Consider the following 20,321-nt stretch of genomic DNA (forward strand, 5'->3'; position numbering starts at 1 on the left):
GCGGTGGAAGCCGTCGAAGCCGGCGCGCCGGTCGAGGGCCGGCCCCGGGCGGTCGGGGAACGCGGGGACGGGCCGGCGTGAGCGTGCGCGAGGCGCCGCCGGTCCCGGACGTCTTCGACCCGCGCCGGTACGCCGCCGGGGTGCCCCACGACGCCTACCGCGTGCTGCGCGACCACCATCCGGTGGCCTGGCAGGAGGAGCCGGAGGTGCTGGGCTGGCCGGCCGGCCCCGGGTTCTGGGCGGTGACCCGGCACGCGGACGTCGTCCGTGTGCTGAAGGACGCGGGGACGTACTCCTCGTACGCCGGTGCGACGCAGATCCGCGATCCGGACCCGGAGGACCTGCCGTTCATCCGGCGGATGATGCTCAACCAGGACCCGCCGGCGCACGGGCGGCTGCGCCGGCTGGTGAGCCGCGCCTTCACGCCGGGGCGCGTCGAGCGGTTCGCGGAGGCCGCGCGGGAGCGGGCGCGCACGCTGCTCGCGGGCGCCCTGGCGGCGGCGCGGGAGGGGGACGGCACGGTCGATCTGGTGGCCTCCGTCACCGACGAGTACGCCCTGCTGAACCTGACGGATCTGCTGGGCGTCCCGGACGGCGACCGGCGTCTGCTGCTGCACTGGACGCAGCGGGTCATCGGCTACCAGGATCCCGACGAGGCCGGACCGCCGGTGCGGGACGGGGCGGGCAGGCCGGTGAACCCGCGGTCACCGGCGATGCTGCGGGACATGTTCGCCTACGCCGGACAACTCGCCGCGCACAAGCGCCGGTACCCCGCCGACGACATCATGACGACGCTCGCCCACGAAGCCGGACTCGCCGACGCCGAACTGGAGATGTTCTTCTTCCTGCTCACCGTGGCGGGCAACGACACCGTGCGCAGCGCGGCCCCGGGCGGACTGCTGGCACTCGCGGAGCACCCGGAGGCGTACGAGCTGCTGCGCGCCGGGAAGACCGGCGTACCGTCGGCCGTGGACGAGCTGCTGCGCTGGCATCCGCCGGTGCTGACCTTCCGGCGGACGGCCCTGCGGGACACAAAGCTGGCGGGTCGGGCGGTCCGGGCGGGCGACAAGGTCGTGGTGTTCCACGCCTCGGCCAACCGGGACGAGCGCGTCTTCGCCGATCCGGACCGGCTCGACCTCGCCCGCTCCCCCAATCCGCACGTCTCCTTCGGGGACGGCCCGCACGTCTGCCTGGGCGCCCATTTCGCCCGGTTGCAGCTGCGGCTGCTCCACGAGGAGGTGCTGCGGGCGCTGCCCGGGCCGCCGCGGCTCGCCGGGCCGGCCGGGCGGCTGGTGTCGAACTTCATCAACGGCGTCACGTCACTGCCGCTGACGGTCGCCTGACGGGTCGGTCTGGATCAGCGCGTGCGTGCCGCTCGTCCGCCAGGTCCGCCCCTCGGCCTCCTCCAGCGCGGCCTCGGTGGCGGGTGTGAGCCCGGTGATCACGTCGGACTTGAGGGTGCGCAGCGCGGCGACCGGGCCGGGGAAGTACGCGGTCGTCTCCCGGAAGGGCGTGGTGGGCGGCCACAGCCGGTCGCCCACCAGACGGCGGTAGTTCAGGTCGCCCTTGACGACGGTCAGCGTGGCCCGGGCGAACTCGGCGCGCAGGTCGTCCGGCATCGCGCTGTAGGGCAGCGGGGCGCAGGAGAAGGGGTGGGCGCGGACGGTGAGCCGGCCGTCGGCCAGGGCGGACCAGAGCGCACGCCCGTACTCGGCGGCCGCGCCCGGGGCCGCGCGCAGCCGGTGCAGGGCGTCGACGACGTCGGCGGTGGTGGCGTCGGAGACGTAGTACGGGTACGGCTTGACGTGCAGGACCGCCCGCGCGGCCCGGCCCTCGGTGAGGAGGTGGGCGATCAGCAGCAGGTCGGGGACGAGTTCGCGGCCCGCGTTGTCCGCGACGAGCACGAGCGTGCCCGCTCCGCCGGGCGGGAGCAGCGACCAGAGGCTGTCGCTGTCGTCGGCGACCAGCGCGGGCACCGGCTCGCGGGCCTCGGCGCCCGCGGCGGAGAGCCGGAAGCCGAGGTCGGCGCGGTTGCCCCACAGCGAGCCGTGCAGCAGGGCGCGGGCCCGCTCCTGTTCCGAGAGGTCGAGCAGCCCGTCCAGGGCGGCGAGTTCCTCCCCGGTCTCCGGGGCGTCGAGTTCGGCGCGTTTGAAGGGGCGGAAGGGGTCGATGCCCTGCCAGGCGCCCGGGCCGAACCAGCCGACGGCGTCCAGGAGCCGGCGGTAGAAGTAGCTCTCGGACCACAGCCAGGGCACGTCGTACCAGGACCGGCCGGCGTACTCGGCCAGACCCCAGCCGTGCCACTGCTCGCGGTCGGGGGCGTTGGCGGGAAGCGGCTCGACCGTCCCCTGGGTGCAGCTCTTCAGCAGCTCGTCCAGCGCCGTGTGCTGCCCGGGGCCGTACGGGAAGGCCTCCCGTACCTGCCGGATGATCGCGGGGTGCCGCTCGGCCAGCACGCTGTGCGGGAACGAGCCGGGTGCGTTGCCGAGGATCACGGGTGCGAAGGGGGTGTCGGGCATGTCCGTCACGGTATCGCGGGTGTCAGGCGGCGCGGATCTCCCGCTCCAGCTGCGTGGCGAGGGTGACGTAGCGGGGCCGGCGGTGCACCGGGACGAGGCCGCGGATCATGAGGTGCCACATCTCGGCGACCCTCCGCGGCAGCCGTCCGACGGGTTCCAGCGAGCGGCCGGCGACCCGGGTGCCGATGAAGAAGCAGACGAGGGAGTGGGCGACGACGCCGACGTCGAGGTCGCCGTGGACGTCGGCCTCCCGGACCGCTCCGCCGAACTTGCGGGTCGCGAACTCCAGCCACTCGGTGAACGGGTGCCGCAGCGGCGGCCGTACGGCGATGTCGGCGGCGGCGAGGCGCAGTCCGGCGCGCGGCACGGGGTCCTCCACGGCGAGCCGGGCGATCCCGAACGTGGTGCGCATCAGGGCCTCCAGCGAGGAGCAGCCGCGGCTCTCCACGTCGGCCACGAGCTGTTGCGCGGCCCTGGCCTGGAGTTCCAGGATGGCGTGGGCCAGGTCCTCCTTGGCGGCGAAGTGGAAGTAGAGGGCGCCTTTGGTGACCTTCGCGTGTGCGACGATGTCGCTCAGGCTGGTGGATTCGTAGCCGTACCGGTCGAACAGGTCGGCGGCGGCAGTGATGATCGTTGTCCGGGTCTGCTCAGCGCGTAACTGCCTCGCCATCCTGGGACCCCTCCTCGCACCTCAACGAACAGGACATGCGGTTTGTTTTAACCCCTTGCATACGATAACTCACCCAAGGGCAACGGGAGTCCGGGATGTCACCGCTCGTGTCCCGACACGTGTCAGCGCCGCGCACGGCGCCGGCCGGCCGCTTCCTCCCGTGTGAACGGGCGAGCCCACGGCGGTCCCCCTTCGATCCGGCCGGCGACCGGCAGCCTCGTGGCGACGGACGCCCGCCTCCATGATCGCCACGATACGAGCCGAACGGCCGGCTCCTCAACGGCTTGGGGGAGCAGGCGCGAAACAGCCGAACCGGTCGGTGCTTTCACGCCGCTCGCGCGCGGGCGTGCCGGTGGGGGGGTGAACGCGCCGGGGGCCGGTGCCGTACTGGACGTCGCAGACCCGTTCCCGCGCCCGCCGAGGAGACCCGGATGACTCGGATGACCGTCCGCCTGAGCGTCAGGGTGGCCGCCGTGACGGCACCGCTCCTGCTCCTGCCGTGGGCTGCGGGGACCGCCCGGGCGCACGGCGCCCCGACGGACCCGGTCAGCCGGGTCTACGCCTGCTCGCCCGGGGGCGGCGCGGTCCGGACGGCGGCCTGCCGGGCCGCGATCTCGGCGAACGGCGCTCCGTTCACCGCCTGGGACAACCTGCGGGTGGCGGGGGTGGACGGCCGTGACCGCGAGGTGATTCCGGACGGCCGGCTGTGCAGCGGCGGCCTGCCGGCGTACCGGGGCCTGGACCTGCCCCGGCGGGACTGGCCGGCGACACGGCTGGCACCGGGCGGCCGGCTGACACTGACCTACGCCTCGACCATCGCGCACACGGGCACGTTCCGGCTGTACCTGACCAAGCAGGGGTACGACCCGTCGAAGCCGCTGACCTGGTCCGACCTGCCGGAGCGGCCCTTCGCCGAGGTCACGGACCCGCCGCTGCGCGACGGGGCGTACCACCTGCGCGCCACGCTGCCGGCCGACCGGACGGGGCGTCAGGTGCTGTACACGGTCTGGGAGAACAGCAGTACGCCGGACACGTACTACGCGTGTTCCGACGTGGTGTTCCCGGCACGCGGGAAAGCGGGCGGGGCGGTACCGCCGCCCGCGCGGCCGGAGGGGTCGCCGAGCGGACCGGCGTCGCCGGAACGGCGGACGTCGCCCAGGACGAACGCGCCGGCAAAGGACGCGGTACCGGCCGCGGGCCGGAGCGGTGGGCGGACCGAGGGAGTCGCCGGCGAACGGACCGGGGTCGCGGAGGCCGCGCACGGCGGCTCGGGGCCGTCGGCGCCGCTGCTGGCGGGCGGCGCCACCGCGGTGCTGCTCCTCACCGGGGGCGCCGCCCTCACGTTCCGGCTACGGCGTCCGCGACGACGTTGAACCGGACGGTCCGGTCGCTCAGTTGACGTAGACCCGGGCACCCGCGTCGGTCACGGGCGCGTACTTGGCGGTGAAGTAGCCGTTGGCGAAGCACAGCGAGGAGCCGGAGACCTTGCCGAACTGCTGGTTGGTGAAGCTGATGCTGCTGTCGGCGTTGTCGGCCTTGCCGGTCAGGCTGGGTGCCTGGTAGACGCAGGTGACGCTGCCGAGCAGGGTGCGCAGCTGCACGGTGGCCTGGATGACGGAGCCGCTCGGGGGCGAGACGGTGAGGGTGCCGTCCGAGGTGATCGTCGCCGAGTAGGGCAGGTTGTTGATGGTGATGCCGTTGACGCCGAGGACACCGGTGACGTTGCTGGTGCAGGTGGCACTGGCGAAGGTGTGCGCGGTGACGGACTCGGTGGCGGTGCCGGGCGCGGCCGGGTTGCCGGTGACCTGGGCAGTGAACTGGGAGCCCGTGCACTTCACGCCACTGGTGCCGGTCGCGCTGGAGTAGAAGGTGGCGGAGGTGCCGGAGGCCAGCGGCGCGGTCAGGGTGTCGCCGACGGCGACCGCGGTGCCGCCGGTGCTGCCGGTGGTGAGGACCGTGCCGGCCGCGGAGGCCGGGGAGGCCCAGGTGAGGGCGAGCGCCGTGGCGGTGCCGGCGACGACGAGGAGGGAGCGCGTGCGCATGCGGGTGCCTCTCTTCCGTGTGGGGGGACAGCTGGGGTGAGGTGGGGGGTGGCGGGTGGAGCGGGAGATGCCGCCGGCGCGGGGCCGTAGCGCCTTCTCCGTACGCGGCGGACCCGCGACGGCGGCACACCGGGCACCGGCCGAAGGCCTCGGGGGAAGACCTCCGGCCGGGCCGGACCAGGGGCGGCCGGGCACGGGACGAGACAGGGGAACGCCGTGCCGGTGCCGCGGTGCGAGGTGGAGCGGTTGCCGTGACAGGGCCGGGAACGCGGCCGGTGCCGCGGGGGCGCGGGTGGTGCCACGCCGGGAAAACGCGACGGATGCCGCTTGCTGGATCCGGCGCCACGGATCCGGGGAAACAGGGGAAGTTGTAGACCTCGTCAACCGTCAACGTCAAGGAGAAGAAAGGGAGTTGTGGCAGGCGGAAACGGCCCGCGCACATCCGGCACCCTTTTTTCACACCTCCCTTGACCCCTGAAAGTAACCGGCGGTAACTTCCTCGAAAGGCTACTGCCGCGTAACGAGAAAGCCCTTGCGCCCGCCGGGAGTTGCGAGGAGGCGTACGCGGCATCCGCTGTCCGCGCCAGGACACCGCGCCACTGAAGCCCAACCCGCATTGATCCATGCCCATGGGAGCAGACATGGCCTCGTCCCCGGACGTCCCGTCCACCGGCAACACCCCGGAGAACCCGGGTAGCGACCCCTCTTCCGGCACCCCCGACGCCGCCGGGACCACCTCCGGCGGCGAGAGACGCGGACGCGTGCGGGCCCGCCGGGCCGCGGTGATGGCGGTGCCCGCCACCCTGGTCGCCGCGGGCCTGGCGGTCCTCACCGCGCAGGGAGCGCTGGGCGTGCAGTTCGCCATCTCCGGAATGCCGTTCACGGTCACCGCGACGGAACTGAACGGCACCGGCTTCGAACAGTTCGGCGGTCTCGACAACATGGCGGAGGGCAGCCCGAACGCCGGCGACACCGGCGGCCAGGTGCTCATCGTCACCTCCGCGATCAAGCAGGCCACGCTCACCAAGCTGTGCCAGAGCGTCGACCTCGGCGGGACCAACCTGCTGATCACCGCGGGCAGCGGGGCGGAGAAGGTCTCCGCGACCGACCTGACCACCGACTCCACCGAGCTGTCCGGTGACGCGGCGTTCAAGAACATCGAGATCGGCAACGACGCCAGCACGTTGACCAAGGCGGGCGTGAAGGGTCCGATCGGCGTCTTCAGCCAGCAGGCCGACACCGTGCGGATCGCCCACCTGCGGCAGACCAACTACGCGACGACGGCGGGCGTCTTCAAGCTGCCGGGTCTCAATCTGCGCTTCAGCGACTCGGGCTGCTGATCGCCGTGCCGGACCGTCCACGCCGGGGACCGAGGGCCGCCTTCCGCGGATGGCGGGCCCGCCGGCCGTTCTGGGGCGGGTTGCTGCTCGCCCTCGGCGGCGGCGAGATCCTGCTCACCGAGAAGGCCTCGCTGAAGGTCGTCCTGCACATCGGCATGCAGGGCCTGGCCGGCTATCTGCTGCCCGGTCTCATGGTCCTGCTGGGCCTGCTGATCCTCTTCAACCCCGCCCAGCGGCTCTTCTACTCCCTCACCGGCATCCTGCTCTCCCTGGGCACCTGGCTCACCTCGAACCTGGGCGGCTTCTTCATCGGCCTCCTCCTCGGCGCCACGGGCAGCTGCCTCGCCTTCGGCTGGCTCCCGGACCAGGAACCGCGCACGAGCCGCCGTGAACGCCGCAAGCGGGAACGCGCCGCGGGGCACACCCCCGGGTCCGGGAGCAGCCGGCCCGAGCGCGCCGGCAGTCACTGAGCGCGGGAGGTACGGGGAGCACGGAGGCGGCACCCCGGATGCCGGCGGGCTCGGGGGCCGCGGGGCCGGTGGCCGGGGACGGCGGCGGGCTCCTCCCGCCCTTCGAGACGGCCGGTGAGGAGTCGTACGACGTCGGCGGCGGCGGGCCTGTTCGGCCGTGCCGGCGAGGTCCACCCGGCGGCGGCCCTCGCAGCGGGAGCGGACGAGGCCGGCGAGTCCGGGCTCGGCCGGATACCGGCTGACGGTGGGCAGCGCGCCGCCGGTCCGCTCGGCGGGTCCGGTCACATCGCTCTCACCCTGGACCGGCGCCCGCGCGGTGTGTGGCCGGCGGGCGCGGCGAGCGGTCCGAGACGGCGGCCGCTCCGGCGAGGACCTCGGCAAAGGACCCTTGGCGGCCGGCCCCGGACGCTGTCGCCACCGTCGCCCCCCTCCCCTCCGCGCGTCGTCGCCGTGCGCCGGCCGTGTCCGCCGTGCGCCGAATCAGGCGGAATCCGCGGAACTTCCCGGCCTCCCCATTCGTTTCTACAAAACTGTAGAAGCTATCTTCTACAGTGCTGTAGAGATTCCCGCCGGGATGCTGCCGGAGCATCAGGCGGCCGATACGAGGAGCGCACATGGCCCTGTGGGACCGCATCAAGGAGTCGGCGTCGCAGATGCAGACCCAGTTGGTGGCGAAGAAGAACGACCTGAAGAGCGGCGCGTTCCGTGATGCGAGCATGGCGATGTGCGCGCTCGTGGCGGCCGCCGACGGGACGGTGGATCCCTCGGAACGGCAGCGGGTGGCCCAGCTCATCGGCACGAACGAGGTGTTGCAGAACTTCCCGGCGGACGACCTCCGCCGCCGTTTCGAGGAGAACCTGGACAAACTGACGGCGGACTTCGCCTTCGGCAAGGTGAGCGTGCTGCAGGAGATCGCCAAGGCCAAGAAGAAGCCCGCCGAGGCACGGGCCGTCGTCCAGATCGGCATCGTCATCGGCGGCGCGGACGGCGACTTCGACAAGGACGAGCAGGCGGTGGTGCGGGAGGCGTGCTACGCGCTGGACCTGCCGCCGCACGAGTTCGACCTCTGAGCCCTCGGAGGACTCGGAGCACTCCGCGGAGCGCGAGGATGGGGGCATGCTCGACGACCTCGACCGTGCCCTCATCCACGCCCTGCACCTGGACGGCCGGGCTCCGTTCAGCAGGATCGCCGACGTCCTCGGGGTCTCGGCGCAGACGGTCGCCCGGCGCTACCGCCGACTGCGCACCGAGGCGGGGCTGCGGGTGGTGGGCCTGCCCGACCCGCACCGGGCGGGCCGGGCCCAGTGGCTCGTCCGGCTGACCGCGACGGCGAGGTCCGCGCGGGAGATCGCCGGGGCGCTGGTGCGGCGGCCGGACACCTCCTGGGTGAAGCTCACCTCCGGCGGCACCGAGATCACGGCGGTCGTCCACGCCCCCGCCGAGGACGCCTCCCCCGGCTCCCTGCTGCTGCACGACATCCCACGCACCGGCGGCGTCACCGCGGTCTCCGCGCACTGCCTGCTCCACACCTACCTGGGCGGTCCCGCCAACTGGCGGCGCAGCGCCCGGGCCCTGGACGCCCGGCAGCAGGCGGCGCTGGAGTACCGGGACACGCGGGAGGAGGCACGGCAACCGGAGCCGGGGGACGCCGCGTTGCTGGCCGCGCTGGAGCGGGACGGCCGGGCGGGGCAGGGCGAGCTGGCCCGGGCCACCGGCTGGTCCCCCGGCACCGTGGCCCGCCGGCTGGCCGGGCTGCGCGCGGCGGGCGCGCTCTTCTTCGACGTCGAGGTGGACGCCGCGCTCTTCGGGGTGCGCACACGGGCGCTGCTGTGGTTGTCGGTGCGGCCGGCGGACCTGGACCGGGTGGGACACGCCCTGGCCGGCCATGACGAGCTGGCCTTCGTGGCGGCGACCACCGGCCCCACCAACCTGGTCGCCCAGGCCCTGTGCCGGGACCCGGCCGACCTGCACCGCTATCTCACCCGCCGGCTCGGCACGCTCCGGGAGATCGACGCGCTGGAGACCAGCCCGGTCCTGCGCACCCTGAAGGCGGCGAGCCCGGCCCTGACACCGCTGGCGCAGATACGACGACAGGGGCCGACGCCCCCGTGAAGCGCCGGGCGCCCGGAGGTGCCGGGGGCCCGGCAGCGAGTTGCCGCGGACCCGGAGCTGCCGCGGGCCGGGGGCGGCACCGGACGCCTGGAGTTGCCGCAGGCCGGGGCATGCCCGACACCGGCGGTCGCCGACGCCCGCCGAGACGGGCCCGGGGCTCCGGTGGCGGCGGCCGTCTAGGAGGCGGCCGCCGCCACCCGTCCGCTCGACACCCAGGCCAGGCCCACCAGTGCCGTCGCCGCCCAGCAGGCGGTCCGTGCCGCGCCGGGAGCCGTGCCGGTCAGGTAGACGCTGCCGAGCAGGGCGATGCCGAGCGTGGCCCCGAGCTGCTGGACCGCGTTGAGCAGGCCGGCCGCCGAGCCGATCTCGTGCGGACGCAGGGGCCGCAGCGCGAGGGTGAAGAAGGCCGGCGTGAACAGGCCGGCGCCGGCGCCGACGAGGGCGAGGGCGGGCAGGAGCGCCGCCGGGTAGCGGCCCGGGGCGGCCGTGCCGTACGCCGCACCTGCCGCGAGCACGCCGGCCAGCAGCAGTCCGAGCCCGTACGGCAGCACGCGCCGCCCGTACCGTCGTACCAGCCGGGAACCGGCCAGCCAGGACGCGACGGCGAGCCCGGCGGACCAGGGGAGCAGACTCAGACCGGCCGCCAGCACGCTCGTGTGCGCGTCCAGTTGCAGCTGGAGGACGACGACGGTCGACAGTCCGTTGGTCACCGCGAAGAAGGCGGTGGAGGCGACCAGGGCGGCCGGGAAGCCACGCCGGGCGAACAGGCTCGGCTCCAGCAGCGGCCCGGCCGAGCGCCGCTGCTGGACGGCGAAGCCGGCCAGGACGAGCAGGCCGGCCACCAGCAGCACCACGGCCCTGAGCGGAAGACGGCCGAGGTCCGTGCCGGTCAGCGGGTAGACGACGAGCCCGGTGCCGAGCGCGGCCAGAGCGGTGCCCGGCCAGTCCAGGGCGGGGCGGTGCGTGGCGCGGTCCTCCCGCAGCAGCGGGGCGAGGGCCAGCACCGCCGCGGCCACGGGGACGTTCACCAGGAACGCGGCTCGCCACGAGGACCCGAACAGGTCGGCGTGGGTCAGCACGCCGCCGAGGACGGGCCCGCAGACGGCGGCGAGTCCCATCACGGGGCCGATGCAGCCCAGCGCCTTCGCCGTCTCCTCCCCCGCGAACATCGCCTTGATCAGCCCGATGGTCTGCGGAACGATCAGTGCCGCCGCCGCGCCCTGCGCCGCGCGGAACGCGATCAGCATGCCCGCCGAGGGAGCCAGGGCGCAGGCCACGGACGCCGCCGTGAACAGCGTGACCCCGAGGAGGAACATCCGGCGCCGGCCGGCGATGTCGCCGAGCCGTCCGCCGGTGAGCAGCAGCACGGCGAACGGCAGCGTGTAGGCGGTGCCGAACCACTGAACCTCGGACACCGGCCCGCCGAGATCGGCGCGCACGGCGGGCGCGGCGACCTGGACGACGGTGGCGTCCAGCAGGTTCATGGCCTCGCCCAGCAGCAGGGCGGCCAGGGCGGCCCAGCGGTGGCGGTACGGGGTGACGACCGGGCTGTGCTCCAGGGTCATGGGGATTCCTCTCACGCCTCGGGACCGGCACCGGGAACGGGCTCGGTCACCGGGCAAGCGTGGGAGCGCGAGGCGGGGGGACTCCATCCGGGACGAGGAGTACGTGGATTTCTTCCATCCACCGGGCAGTTCGCGTGGAGAACTCACACGGCCGAAGGCTTTGGTGTGCCGGTGTCACGACCCGGCCAGTAGGGACGTGAGGCGGGTCGTCGACGCGATGTCCCCGGGTCGGCGGGCGGTCCTGCAGACCGGTGGGCGCGGAGACGGCGGGGGCGAAGGCGGGTGCGGCCGGCGGTACCGGGCGGAGGCTCGACGCCCGGACGGCGACGGCGATTCGCGGCCGAGGACGGTGGCGCAGGCGGCGCCGGCCCGGGCCGCCCGCCCGGCGAAGCCCGCGGCTTCCTCCGGCCCGTGGGAGAGGACGGCGGGTCCGTCCGTCCCAGGCCGGGGCGGCGGCACTCGAACACGGCCCGGCCGGCGCCGGGCGGGCGGTGTCCTCGACGGGTACGGCCGTGGCGTCGGCGGGCCGGGCCCGGGCGGCCAGGGTGAGCCCGCGGCCGTCGAGCGGGACGCGGGTGTCCCCGGAAGGCGGGGACACCCGCGTCGGCACGTCGGCCGTCACCCCCGGCCGGGCCGGTCCGGGCCCGGGGCGTCAGCTCAGGCCCGCTGACTCCAGCCAGGCCTTGGCGACGTCCAGCGGGTCCTTGTTCTCCGTCTGCACCTGGGTGTCCAGCTTCAGCAGGGTCGCGGTGTCGAGCTTGGCGGAGACCGCGTTGAGCGCGTCCACGCCCTTCTCGGACAGCGCGCTCTTGTACACGAGCGGCTGGACGTTCTCGAAGCCGAAGAGGTTCTTCGGGTCCTGCAGGACGACGAACTTCTCCTTGGAGATGTTCGGGTCCGTGGTGAAGAGGTCCGCGGCCTGCACGGCGTCCTTCTTCAGTGCCGCCAGGGTGAGCGGGCCGCCCGCGTCCAGCGCCTTGAAGGACTTGAACTCCACGCCGTAGACGGACTTCAGGCCGACCAGGCCCTGGTGCCGGGTCTGGAACTCCGGCGAGGCGCCGATGACCAGGTCCCCGGCGATGTCCTTCAGGTCGGCGATGGTGGAGTTCTCGGTGAGGTGGTACGTCTTCGCGGTGGCCGCGTTGACCGTGACCGAGTCCTTGTCCTCCGCCGACGCGGGGTTGAGCAGCGTGAGCTTGGAGTCGAGCTTGGCGTCGATGGCCTGGGTGGTCGCGCCCAGGGTCTTCGGGGTGGCCTTCGGGTCCAGGTAGGCCAGCAGCGCCCCGTTGTACTCGGGCAGGACCGAGATGGAACCGTTCTTGATCAGTCCGTAGGTGGTTTCGCGGCTGCCGATGTTCGGCTTGTAGGTGACCTTGATCCCCTTGGCCTTGAGCGCCTCACCGTAGATGTCGGCGAGCAGGGTGCTCTCGGGGAAGTTGTTGGATCCGACGACGACGCTGTCGCCGCTCGCCTTGCCCTCCGTGAGGGGATTGCCGCCCTTGTCGTCCTTGGAGGAACAGCCCGCCAGCAGGGCCGTCGCCGCCACGAGGGCGACCGCCGCCGCGCCTCGGTTCCTCCGGATGGACCTGCTGATGTGGGTCGTGTAAGTCACCCATTGATCCAAGCCAGCGCGTTCTCGGTCAGTCAAGAGCCACAGATCACCGATTGGCCTCGATCTGTGACCAGTTGTGCGCGCAGTGCGTTGGCTTCGTAACGGATTCTTGATGAAAGGCGGGCTGATCCGCCCCTCAACGGGCCTGTAGTCTCGGGCCCCTTGGAGTCGAACACAGCGGTGCGCAGGGCCGCTCCGGTGGCGTGACAGCACGAAGGAGGCCCAGTGTCCACGAACGAGGTGGACGCTCCCGTCCGGCACTCACCCGCGCGGCACACACCCGGGCGGGGCCGCGCACTGGCGGCGTTCGCCGACCGCTGGCCCTTCCGGCGCAAGCTCAACCTCCTCGTCGGCATCCCCCTCGCGGTCATCGCGGTCCTGCTGGCGTACCTCTTCACCGACCTGGTGCAGCAGTCGTCCGGCGCGGCCTCCGCGGCCCGGCTGGTGCGGGACAGCGCGCAGGTGGCACGGCTGGTGGACCGGGTGGAGGCCGAGCACCAGCAGGCCATCCTGCTCTCCACGCGCTTCGAGTCCGGGGACGCACGGCCGTCGGCGTCCGCCTACCGCGCCGCACAGCGCGCCGTCGACTCCCAGGTGACCCGGGTGCGCGAGACCTTCGGCGATCGGCTGCCCCCGAGCGAGGCGCAGGCCCTGCGCGGGGTCGAGGGCCTCGCCGGCCTGCGCGGCTCGGTGGAGCAGTCGTACCTGCCCGCCGACAACATCGACCCGGCCTACGCGGGCGCCGCCCAGAGCCTGATCGACGGCCTCGGGCTCGACCGCGACGCCGACCTCGCCGACACCTTCACCGGCAGCCTGCTGGACTCCCTGCTGCGTGCCGACGCCGCCCACGGCGCCTTCGAGACCAACGTGTTCGCCGCCACCACGGGCGACACCAACGCGCTGATCGAGTTCACCAACGCGGTCGGCGCCTACGACCTCTACACCCACCAGGCCGCACGTTTCGGCCGGTTCGCCACCGAGGGCCAGGCCGAGCGGTTCGCCGGCATCGAACACACCCGGGCGCAGCGGCAGATCGCCGAGGCGTACGCCGAACTCCAGGTCGGGATCGAACGGTTGCAGTCGGACGACCAGGAGCGCCTGCGCCGGTCGGTGCGGGACGCGCTGGGCGACTACCCCGCCTACCCCGAACAGGCCGCCGCCCGGCTGAGGATCACCACCGCGCTGATCGGCCAGATCGCCGACCGCGCCGACGGTGCCGCCGACGGCGCCCGGTGGCGGGCCGGACTGCTGCTGAGCGGCACGCTGATCGCCTTCGCGCTGTGGATCGCCTTCGCGGTGCTGGTGCGCCGCTCGGTGGTACGGCCCGTGCAGGCGCTCACCGGGGCGGCGCGGGAGGTCGCCGAGGTGGCGGGGCGCGAACTGGCCCGGGTGGCCGACGACGACGCCGAGGACGACGGGCCGCCGCGGCTGCGTGACATGCCGGTCACGGCCCGGGACGAGATCGGCGACCTGGCGGTCGCCTTCAACCGGGTGCAGACGACAGCCGCGGCGCTGCTGGAACGCCAGGTGCTCAGCCGCCGGAACACCGCCGAGATGTTCGGCAACGTCGGCCGCCGTGTGAGCAACCTGACCACTCGTCAGCTCGCGTTGATCGACGCGGTGGAGCGCGGCGAGACCGACCCGGCGCTGCTGGAGCGGCTGTACTCCATCGACCACATCGCCGTACGGCTGCGGCGCAACGCCGACAGCCTGATGCTGCTGGCCGGCATCCGCGAGACCGTGCTGGACGCGGGGCCGACGGCGCTGTCCACCGTGGTCCGGGCCGCGCTCGGGCAGATCGAGGGCTATCGGCGGGTACGGCTGTACGCCGCGTCGGACGCCCTGGTCGAGCCGGACGCCATCGGGGACCTCACGCTGATGACGGCGGAACTCCTGGAGAACGCCGTGTCGTTCTCGCCCGCGGACAGCCCCGTCGAGGTCACCGTCCGCTCGGGCTCCGCGGGCACGCACATCGTGGTCACCGACCACGGTCTGGGCATGAGCGCCGAGCGGCTCGCCGAGGAGAACGCCCGGCTGATCCGCCGGGAGCGCCTGGACCTGGTGCCGACGAAGGTGCTGGGCCTGTTCGTCGTCGGTGCGCTGGCGCGTCGCTGGGAGATCGGGGTCGAGCTGACGCGGACGCCGGGCGGCGGGGTGACGGCGGAGGTCACCCTGCCGGCCTCGCTGCTGGTGGCACCGGGCGCCGGCAGGGCGACCCCGCTCGCCCCGGCACCCGCACCGGCGGCACAGGAACAGGAACAGGCGCCGAAGCCCGGGGCGTCGGGAGCGGCACCGTCCCGGGGCCTGCCGCCGGCGCCGGACCCCGCGCACGTAAGGACACCGGCCGACGGCGCCGCCGCCGGCGAGCCCGCCCGCCCGGACCACGGCACCGGCCCGCTGCCCCGCCGCGTCCCCCGCCACGCGCCGGACGAGGCGCGGCCCCCCGCGCCCCCTCCCTCCGGCACCGGACGCCCCCTCCGCCGCCGCGTCCGGGGAGCCACGCTCCCGGCCACCACCGGTGCCGCGCCGACGACCGTGCCGCAGACCGTACGACCGCTGGACGCGGAAGCCGTCCGCAGCGAGCTGGAAGAGTTCGAGGAAGCGGTGGAGCGCGCCCGGCGCGACGCCGGCACGGACACCTCCACCCGTCCGGACGGCGGCGGCGCCCGCAGCGAGAGCACCAGCACCGGACCCGCTTCCCGGAAGGAGCACGAGAGTTGAGCACGCCGACAGGTGACAGCCCCACGGGCGGCACCCCGCCGACCGACCTGCAGACCGCCGCGGCCGACTTCACCTGGCTGCTGAACCGTTTCGCGACCGAGACCGCCGGCGTCGTGGACGCCATCGCCGTGTCCTCCGACGGCCTGCTGATCGCGGTGTCCGCCCTGCGCGAGCACGCCGACTCCGAGCGGCTCGCGGCGATCGTGTCCGGCATCACCAGCCTGGCCGCGGGCGCGTCGGGCAACTACGGCCTGGGCGGGCTGAACAAGGTCATCATCGATCTGGAGGGCGGGCATGTCATCGTCTCCGCGATCGGCAGCGGCGCCGTGCTCGGCGTCGTCACCGACAAGGAGGCGAAACTCGGCAACATCGCCTACGAGATGACGCTGTTCGCCAACCGCGCCGGTGCCGCGCTCAGCCCGCAGCTGGTGCTGGAACTGAAGAACAGCGTCGGCGCGGCGACGGCCCGCTGAGAAGGAGCGCCCCCCATGGCGGACGGCACCGCGCCGCCGGGCCCCGACCCGGTCGGCCCCGCCCCCGCCGTACGGCCGTACCTGGTCACCGCCGGCCGGGTCGCGGACGCCGCCTCCGGCCGGGCGCTGCCCGTGGAGACCCAGGTGGTGGCGACCGCCGGGGGCCTCGACGCGCTCGGCGGGCTCTCCTTCGAGCAGCACGACATCGTCGCCGCCTGCCGGCTGCCGCAGTCCCTCGCCGAACTCGCGGCCCGGCTGCGGCTGCATCTGAACGTGGTCCGGGTCCTGGCCGAGGACCTGCGCGAGGAGGGCCTGCTGGCGGTGTACGTCCCGGACGCCGAGGCCACCCACGACGCGTCCGTCCTGCGCAGGGTTATCGACGGCCTGCGGGCCGTCCCCGACTCCCCGAGGGGTACCGAGTGACACCGACTGAACCGCTCCCGGCCCGGGGCCCGGCCGCGCCGGCGGCCGTGCGGCCGCCGCTGCCGGTGAAAGTGGTGATCGCCGGCGGGTTCGGCGTGGGCAAGACCACCGCCGTCGGCGCGATCTCGGAGATCGAGCCGCTGACCACGGAGGCGTCGATCACCGAGGTCGCGGCCGGCGTGGACGACCTCACGCACACCCCGCGCAAGACCACGACGACCGTCGCGATGGACTTCGGCTGCCTCACCATCGACCCCACCCTCAAGCTCTACCTGTTCGGCACGCCCGGGCAGGAGCGGTTCGGGTTCATGTGGGACGACATCGTGGAGGGAGCGGTCGGCGCCCTCGTCATCGTGGACACCCGCCGGCTGGACGACTGTTACGCGGCCGTCGACTACTTCGAGCACAGGGGCGTCCCGTTCGCCGTCGCGGTGAACGCCTTCGACGGAAAGGTCGAACACGCGCTGGAGGAGGTCCGCTGGGCGCTGGACGTCTCCCCCGGGGTGCCGGTCGTGGTGTTCGACGCCCGCGAGCGGGGCTCGGTGCGGGACACGCTGCTCGTCGTGCTCGAACTCGCGCTGGCCCGCTCCGAGCGGTGACCGTCACCCGCTGCGGCGCACCCCGGAGGACACCGTGAGCCGGGACGCCGCCCAGAACACGGCGAGGGTCGCGAGGGCGAGACCGGCGACGAGGGCGGCGCCGCCGACGACCTTCTCGTAGTCCTTCTGGTAGAGACCGTCGATGATGTACCGGCCGAGGCCGCCGAGGCCCACGTAGGCGGCGATGGTGGCGGTGGAGACGATCTGGATGGCCGCCGTGCGCAGGCCGCTGAGGATGAGCGGGAGCGCGACCGGCACCTCCACCTGGAACAGCACGCGTGCCTCGGGCATCCCCATGCCCCGGGCCGCGTCCACCGGGGACGGGTCGACGGAGCGGATCGCCTCGTAGCTGGTGACCAGGATCGGCGGTACGGCGAGCACCACCAGCGGGATCATCACCGGCAGCATCCCGAGCCCGATCCAGATGACCATCAGCACCAGCAGACCGAAGCTGGGCAGGGCCCGGCCGGCGGTGGCGAGGAGCGCGAGCGCGTTGCCGCCGCGCCCGGTGTGGCCGGTGAGCAGGCCGACGGGCAGCCCGATCACGGCGGCGATCAGCAGGGCTTGCAGGGAGTACGTGATGTGCTCCACGAACCGGGTGGGGATGCCGTCGTAGCCGTGCCAGTGGGCGCTGTCGCTGAAGAAGGCGTGTGCGAAGTCCAGGACGTTCACCGGGTGGTCCCCTTCCGCGGCATCCAGGGGGTGAGGAGGAGGCGGACGAGGACCAGTACGGCGTCGGCGAGGATGCCCAGTACGGCGATGGTCAGCACCGAGTTCACGGCCAGGGCGGGCCGGTGGTAGGTCTGGGCGTCGTACAGCATGTTGCCGAGGGCGCCCTGGTTGCCGATGAGCATGCCGACGCTGACCAGGGAGATGCTGGAGACGGTGGCCACCCGAAGGCCGGCGATGATGGCGGGTGCGGCGATGGGCAACTGCACCTGGAAGTACCGGCGTACGGCCCCGAAGCCCATGGCCTGGGCGGCGGCCAGGGTCTCCGGGGGCACCGAGCGGACGCCGTCCACGATCGCCGGGACCAGCACCACCAGGCTGTAGAGCGCGAGCGGGATCATCACCGTGGTCTCGCTCTGCCCGAAGTAGTCGATCAGGACGACGAAGAAGGCGAGCGAGGGGACGGCGTAGAGGACGGTGGTGACGCCGAGGACGGGCGGGTAGATCCAGCGGAACCGTACGCACAGCTGGGCCACGGGCAGCGAGACGAGCAGCCCGGCCAGCACCGGCAGCAGGGCCTCGCGCAGATGCAGTCCGACGAGGCCGAGGTAGCTGTGCTGGAGGTCGCTCGGGAGGTCGAAGAAGCCGCTCATCGCCCGGCCTCCGCGTCGGCGTGCTCGGCCACCCTGCTGTGGGCGGCGCGGATGGCCTCGCCGATGACCTGCTGGGACACGACACCGACCGCGCGCCCCTCGCCGTCCACGGCCACCGCCCAGCCGGTCGGTGAGAGCACGGCGCCGTCGAGCGCGGTGCGCAGCGAGTCGGTACCGGGCACGAACGGCCGCCCGAAGTCCAGGAGCCGGCCGGGGTCGACGGCGCCGGCGGTGAGCCGGTCCGGCTCGCTCCAGCCGAGGGGCCTGCCGTCGAGGTCGGTGACGAGGAGGAAGGGGGCCGCCGTGGCCCGGGAGGCGAGCCGGGCGGCGTCGGCGTCGATCGCGACGATCGGCGCGGTCTCCAGCTCCAGTCCCGCGGAGGGGAAGAAGGAGAGCCGGCGGATGCCGCGGTCGGCGCCGAGGAAGTCCTCCACGAAGGAGTCGGCGGGGGCGCTGAGCAGTTCGGCGGGCGGGGCGAACTGGGCGAGCCGGCCGCCGGTGCGCAGCACGGCGACCTTCGTGCCCAGCTTGATCGCCTCGTCGATGTCGTGCGTGACGAAGACGATGGTCTTGCCCAGTTCCTCCTGGATGCGCAGGAGTTCGTCCTGGAGCCCCTTGCGGACGACGGGGTCGACGGCGGAGAACGGCTCGTCCATCAGCAGCACCGGCGGGTCGGCGGCGAGGGCGCGGGCCACGCCGACGCGCTGCTGCTGGCCGCCGGAGAGCTGGTACGGGTACCGCTTGGCCAAGGCGGTGTCGAGCCCGACCCGTTCCATCAACTCGGCTGCCCGGGCCCGGGCCTTCTGCTTGCTCCAGCCGAGCAGGCGGGGCACGGTGGCGATGTTGTCGAGGATGGTGCGGTGCTGGAAGAGACCGGCGTTCTGGATGACGTAACCCATCGACCGGCGCAGGGTGTTGACCGGCTGCTGCCGGATGTCGCGGCCGTCGAGGAGGATGCTGCCCTCGCTGGGTTCCACCATCCGGTTGATCATCCGCAGGGTCGTCGTCTTGCCGCAGCCGGAGGGACCGACGAGGACGGTGATCGCGCGGTCCGGTATCTCCAGGGACAGCCGGTCGACCGCCACCGTGCCGTCCGGGTACCGCTTCGTGACTGCATCTATCCGTATCAAAACGCCGCGTACCCTTCGGGCCGACCGATTCTGGGCTGGTGCGGGGAGAGTCTAGACCGCGCGTGTTTCATTACTTTGGCGGGAGCGGGGCGCGAGTCGGCACCGGCCCGTCCTGCCGCGGCGGGTGACGTGCCGCTGCACAGGGCCGCTCCCCAGCGGGCGGCACCGGTGTGCTCCAGCCAGGGGTCCGGTCCCGCGCCGACGGCCGGTACGTCCGCCTCCCGGGCCGCAGCGGCGGCCCGGCGGACGTCGGGCAGCAACCCAGGGGCACCGGTGATCACGTCGCACCCGACCGGGGCCCTCGCCCGTGCGCCGCAGCACGACGGCGGCTCCGTCGGCCGACCGTACGGCGGCCCGGGTCGGCCCGGTGCGGGTGCGGCCCGCGGCGGCGGCCCGGCGGACGTCGGGCAGCAGCCCAGGGTCGCCGGTGATCACGTCGCACCCGGCCGGGGCCCTCGCCCGTGCGCCGCAGCACGACGGCGGCTCCGTCGACCGGCCGTACGCGGGTCGGCCCGGTGCGGGTGAGGCCCGCGCCGACGGCCAGTACGTCCGCCTCCCGGGCCGCAGCGGCGGCCCGGCGGACGTCGGGCAGCAGCCCAGGGGCGCCGGTGATCACGTCGCACCCGACCGGGGCCCTCGCCCGTGCGCCGCAGCACGACGGCGGCTCCGTCGACCGGCCGTACGGCGGCCCGGGTCGGCCCGGTGCGGGTGCGGCCCGCGCCGAGGGTCGTACCGATCCCGGCCGGTGCCTCGCGCAGGGCGCTCGGCGACACGGCCGCCCGCTCGGCCTCGCCGGGGCCGCCGTCGGCGCGGCGGCCGGCGTCGGCGGGCGGGGGCGTGCGACGGGAGCGGATCCACCGCGCCACACCCGGCACCCTCACAGGGTCTCGAGCCGGGCCGGCCCCGCTCGGGGCTCAGCCCTCCTGGGGGGTCAGCCGCAGGGAGATGGAGTTGATGCAGTACCGCTGGTCGGTGGGGGTGGGGTAGCCCTCGCCCGCGAAGACGTGCCCCAGGTGGGAGCCGCAGCTGGCGCACCGCACCTCGGTGCGGACCATCCCGTGGGAGCGGTCCTCGACCAGCTCCACGGCGTCGGTGTCCTTCGGGTCGTAGAAGGACGGCCAGCCGCAGTGCGACTCGAACTTGGTCTCGGAGGTGAACAGCTCGGCGCCGCAGGCCCGGCAGGAGTAGACACCCTTCGTCCTGGTGTCGGTGTACTCACCGGTGAAGGCCGGCTCGGTGGCGGCCTGGCGCAGCACGGCGTACTCGGCCGGGTTCAGCTCCGCGCGCCACTGCTCGTCCGGCTTCTCGACGTCGTACGACATC

At 73.7% G+C, this 20,321-nt stretch carries 18 protein-coding genes and 1 pseudogene; 10 read left to right on the top strand and 9 right to left on the bottom strand.

Features of this window, described 5'->3' with window-relative positions; genetic code table 11:
* Window positions 1-77: 77 nt before the first annotated feature.
* A complete protein-coding gene (locus ACZ4VF_RS06050; protein WP_467923419.1) occupies window positions 78-1,343 on the top strand; it encodes a cytochrome P450 in 1,266 nt (421 codons plus the stop codon).
* Here ACZ4VF_RS06050 and ACZ4VF_RS06055 read toward each other — a convergent pair.
* Together ACZ4VF_RS06055 and ACZ4VF_RS06060 are read right to left on the bottom strand one after the other, a co-directional pair.
* Window positions 1,320-2,519 (bottom strand): damage-control phosphatase ARMT1 family protein, encoded by a 1,200-nt coding sequence (locus tag ACZ4VF_RS06055; RefSeq protein WP_467923420.1) that lies wholly within the window; start codon window positions 2,517-2,519, stop codon window positions 1,320-1,322. The two genes, ACZ4VF_RS06050 and ACZ4VF_RS06055, sit on opposite strands and share 24 nt — an antisense overlap.
* Window positions 2,520-2,541: 22 nt before the next feature.
* Window positions 2,542-3,189, bottom strand: a complete 648-nt coding sequence (locus ACZ4VF_RS06060; protein ID WP_467923421.1) for a ScbR family autoregulator-binding transcription factor — start codon at window positions 3,187-3,189, stop codon at window positions 2,542-2,544.
* Window positions 3,190-3,620: 431 nt separating this feature from the next.
* Between ACZ4VF_RS06060 and ACZ4VF_RS06065 the strand changes: the two genes are divergently transcribed.
* Complete coding sequence (locus ACZ4VF_RS06065; RefSeq protein ID WP_467923422.1) at window positions 3,621-4,562, top strand: lytic polysaccharide monooxygenase auxiliary activity family 9 protein; 942 nt, start codon at window positions 3,621-3,623, stop codon at window positions 4,560-4,562.
* Between the two features lie 18 nt (window positions 4,563-4,580).
* Here the strand turns inward: ACZ4VF_RS06065 and ACZ4VF_RS06070 are convergent, their stop codons facing one another.
* Window positions 4,581-5,231 (bottom strand): Tat pathway signal sequence domain protein, encoded by a 651-nt coding sequence (locus ACZ4VF_RS06070; protein WP_467923423.1) that lies wholly within the window; start codon window positions 5,229-5,231, stop codon window positions 4,581-4,583.
* Between the two features lie 641 nt (window positions 5,232-5,872).
* On the opposite strand from ACZ4VF_RS06070, the gene ACZ4VF_RS06075 reads away from it, so the two are divergent.
* The 4 genes from ACZ4VF_RS06075 to ACZ4VF_RS06090 all read left to right on the top strand — a co-directional run bounded on the left by ACZ4VF_RS06075 (window position 5,873) and on the right by ACZ4VF_RS06090 (window position 9,153).
* Window positions 5,873-6,571, top strand: a complete 699-nt coding sequence (locus ACZ4VF_RS06075; RefSeq protein ID WP_467923786.1) for a DUF6230 family protein — start codon at window positions 5,873-5,875, stop codon at window positions 6,569-6,571.
* 5 nt (window positions 6,572-6,576) lie between these two features.
* Window positions 6,577-7,041, top strand: a complete 465-nt coding sequence (locus ACZ4VF_RS06080) for a DUF6114 domain-containing protein (RefSeq protein ID WP_467923424.1) — start codon at window positions 6,577-6,579, stop codon at window positions 7,039-7,041.
* A 614-nt stretch (window positions 7,042-7,655) separates the two neighbouring features.
* Window positions 7,656-8,111 (top strand): tellurite resistance TerB family protein, encoded by a 456-nt coding sequence (locus ACZ4VF_RS06085; protein WP_225826327.1) that lies wholly within the window; start codon window positions 7,656-7,658, stop codon window positions 8,109-8,111.
* A gap of 46 nt (window positions 8,112-8,157) precedes the next feature.
* Window positions 8,158-9,153: an Lrp/AsnC family transcriptional regulator gene (locus ACZ4VF_RS06090; protein ID WP_467923425.1), complete on the top strand. Its 996-nt coding sequence runs from the start codon at window positions 8,158-8,160 to the stop codon at window positions 9,151-9,153.
* Between the two features lie 176 nt (window positions 9,154-9,329).
* Here ACZ4VF_RS06090 and ACZ4VF_RS06095 read toward each other — a convergent pair whose 3' ends face one another.
* Both ACZ4VF_RS06095 and ACZ4VF_RS06100 read right to left on the bottom strand, forming a co-directional pair.
* Window positions 9,330-10,718: an MFS transporter gene (locus tag ACZ4VF_RS06095; protein ID WP_467923426.1), complete on the bottom strand. Its 1,389-nt coding sequence runs from the start codon at window positions 10,716-10,718 to the stop codon at window positions 9,330-9,332.
* Between the two features lie 652 nt (window positions 10,719-11,370).
* Entirely contained in the window at window positions 11,371-12,330 is a 960-nt protein-coding gene (locus ACZ4VF_RS06100; RefSeq protein ID WP_467923427.1) for an ABC transporter substrate-binding protein, read from the bottom strand.
* A 225-nt stretch (window positions 12,331-12,555) separates the two neighbouring features.
* Here ACZ4VF_RS06100 and ACZ4VF_RS06105 point away from each other — a divergent pair, with 225 nt between their 5' ends.
* The 4 genes and pseudogenes from ACZ4VF_RS06105 (at window position 12,556) to ACZ4VF_RS06120 (ending at window position 16,546) form a co-directional block, all read left to right on the top strand.
* Window positions 12,556-15,051, top strand: coding sequence for a sensor histidine kinase (locus tag ACZ4VF_RS06105; RefSeq protein WP_467923428.1), 2,496 nt, complete (start codon window positions 12,556-12,558; stop codon window positions 15,049-15,051).
* A complete protein-coding gene (locus ACZ4VF_RS06110) occupies window positions 15,048-15,524 on the top strand; it encodes a roadblock/LC7 domain-containing protein (RefSeq protein ID WP_467923429.1) in 477 nt (158 codons plus the stop codon). Before ACZ4VF_RS06105 ends, ACZ4VF_RS06110 begins: the two co-directional genes overlap by 4 nt.
* 15 nt (window positions 15,525-15,539) lie before the next feature.
* Window positions 15,540-15,957 (top strand): annotated as a pseudogene (locus tag ACZ4VF_RS06115) (DUF742 domain-containing protein).
* Window positions 15,944-16,546: a GTP-binding protein gene (locus tag ACZ4VF_RS06120; RefSeq protein WP_467923430.1), complete on the top strand. Its 603-nt coding sequence runs from the start codon at window positions 15,944-15,946 to the stop codon at window positions 16,544-16,546. The pseudogene ACZ4VF_RS06115 and the gene ACZ4VF_RS06120 overlap by 14 nt, the downstream one beginning before the upstream one ends.
* 3 nt (window positions 16,547-16,549) lie before the next feature.
* Here ACZ4VF_RS06120 and ACZ4VF_RS06125 read toward each other — a convergent pair whose 3' ends face one another.
* The 4 genes from ACZ4VF_RS06125 to msrB form a co-directional block, all read right to left on the bottom strand.
* Entirely contained in the window at window positions 16,550-17,218 is a 669-nt protein-coding gene (locus ACZ4VF_RS06125; RefSeq protein ID WP_467923431.1) for an ABC transporter permease, read from the bottom strand.
* Window positions 17,215-17,868: an ABC transporter permease gene (locus tag ACZ4VF_RS06130; RefSeq protein WP_467923432.1), complete on the bottom strand. Its 654-nt coding sequence runs from the start codon at window positions 17,866-17,868 to the stop codon at window positions 17,215-17,217. The genes ACZ4VF_RS06125 and ACZ4VF_RS06130 overlap by 4 nt, the downstream gene beginning before the upstream one ends.
* Window positions 17,865-18,998, bottom strand: coding sequence for an ABC transporter ATP-binding protein (locus ACZ4VF_RS06135; RefSeq protein ID WP_467923433.1), 1,134 nt, complete (start codon window positions 18,996-18,998; stop codon window positions 17,865-17,867). The genes ACZ4VF_RS06130 and ACZ4VF_RS06135 overlap by 4 nt, the downstream gene beginning before the upstream one ends.
* Before the next feature lie 914 nt (window positions 18,999-19,912).
* Window positions 19,913-20,320, bottom strand: a complete 408-nt coding sequence (gene msrB, locus ACZ4VF_RS06140; protein WP_467923434.1) for a peptide-methionine (R)-S-oxide reductase MsrB — start codon at window positions 20,318-20,320, stop codon at window positions 19,913-19,915.
* Window position 20,321: the final 1 nt, after the last annotated feature.

This window comes from Streptomyces sp. NPDC029151, assembly GCF_055564315.1.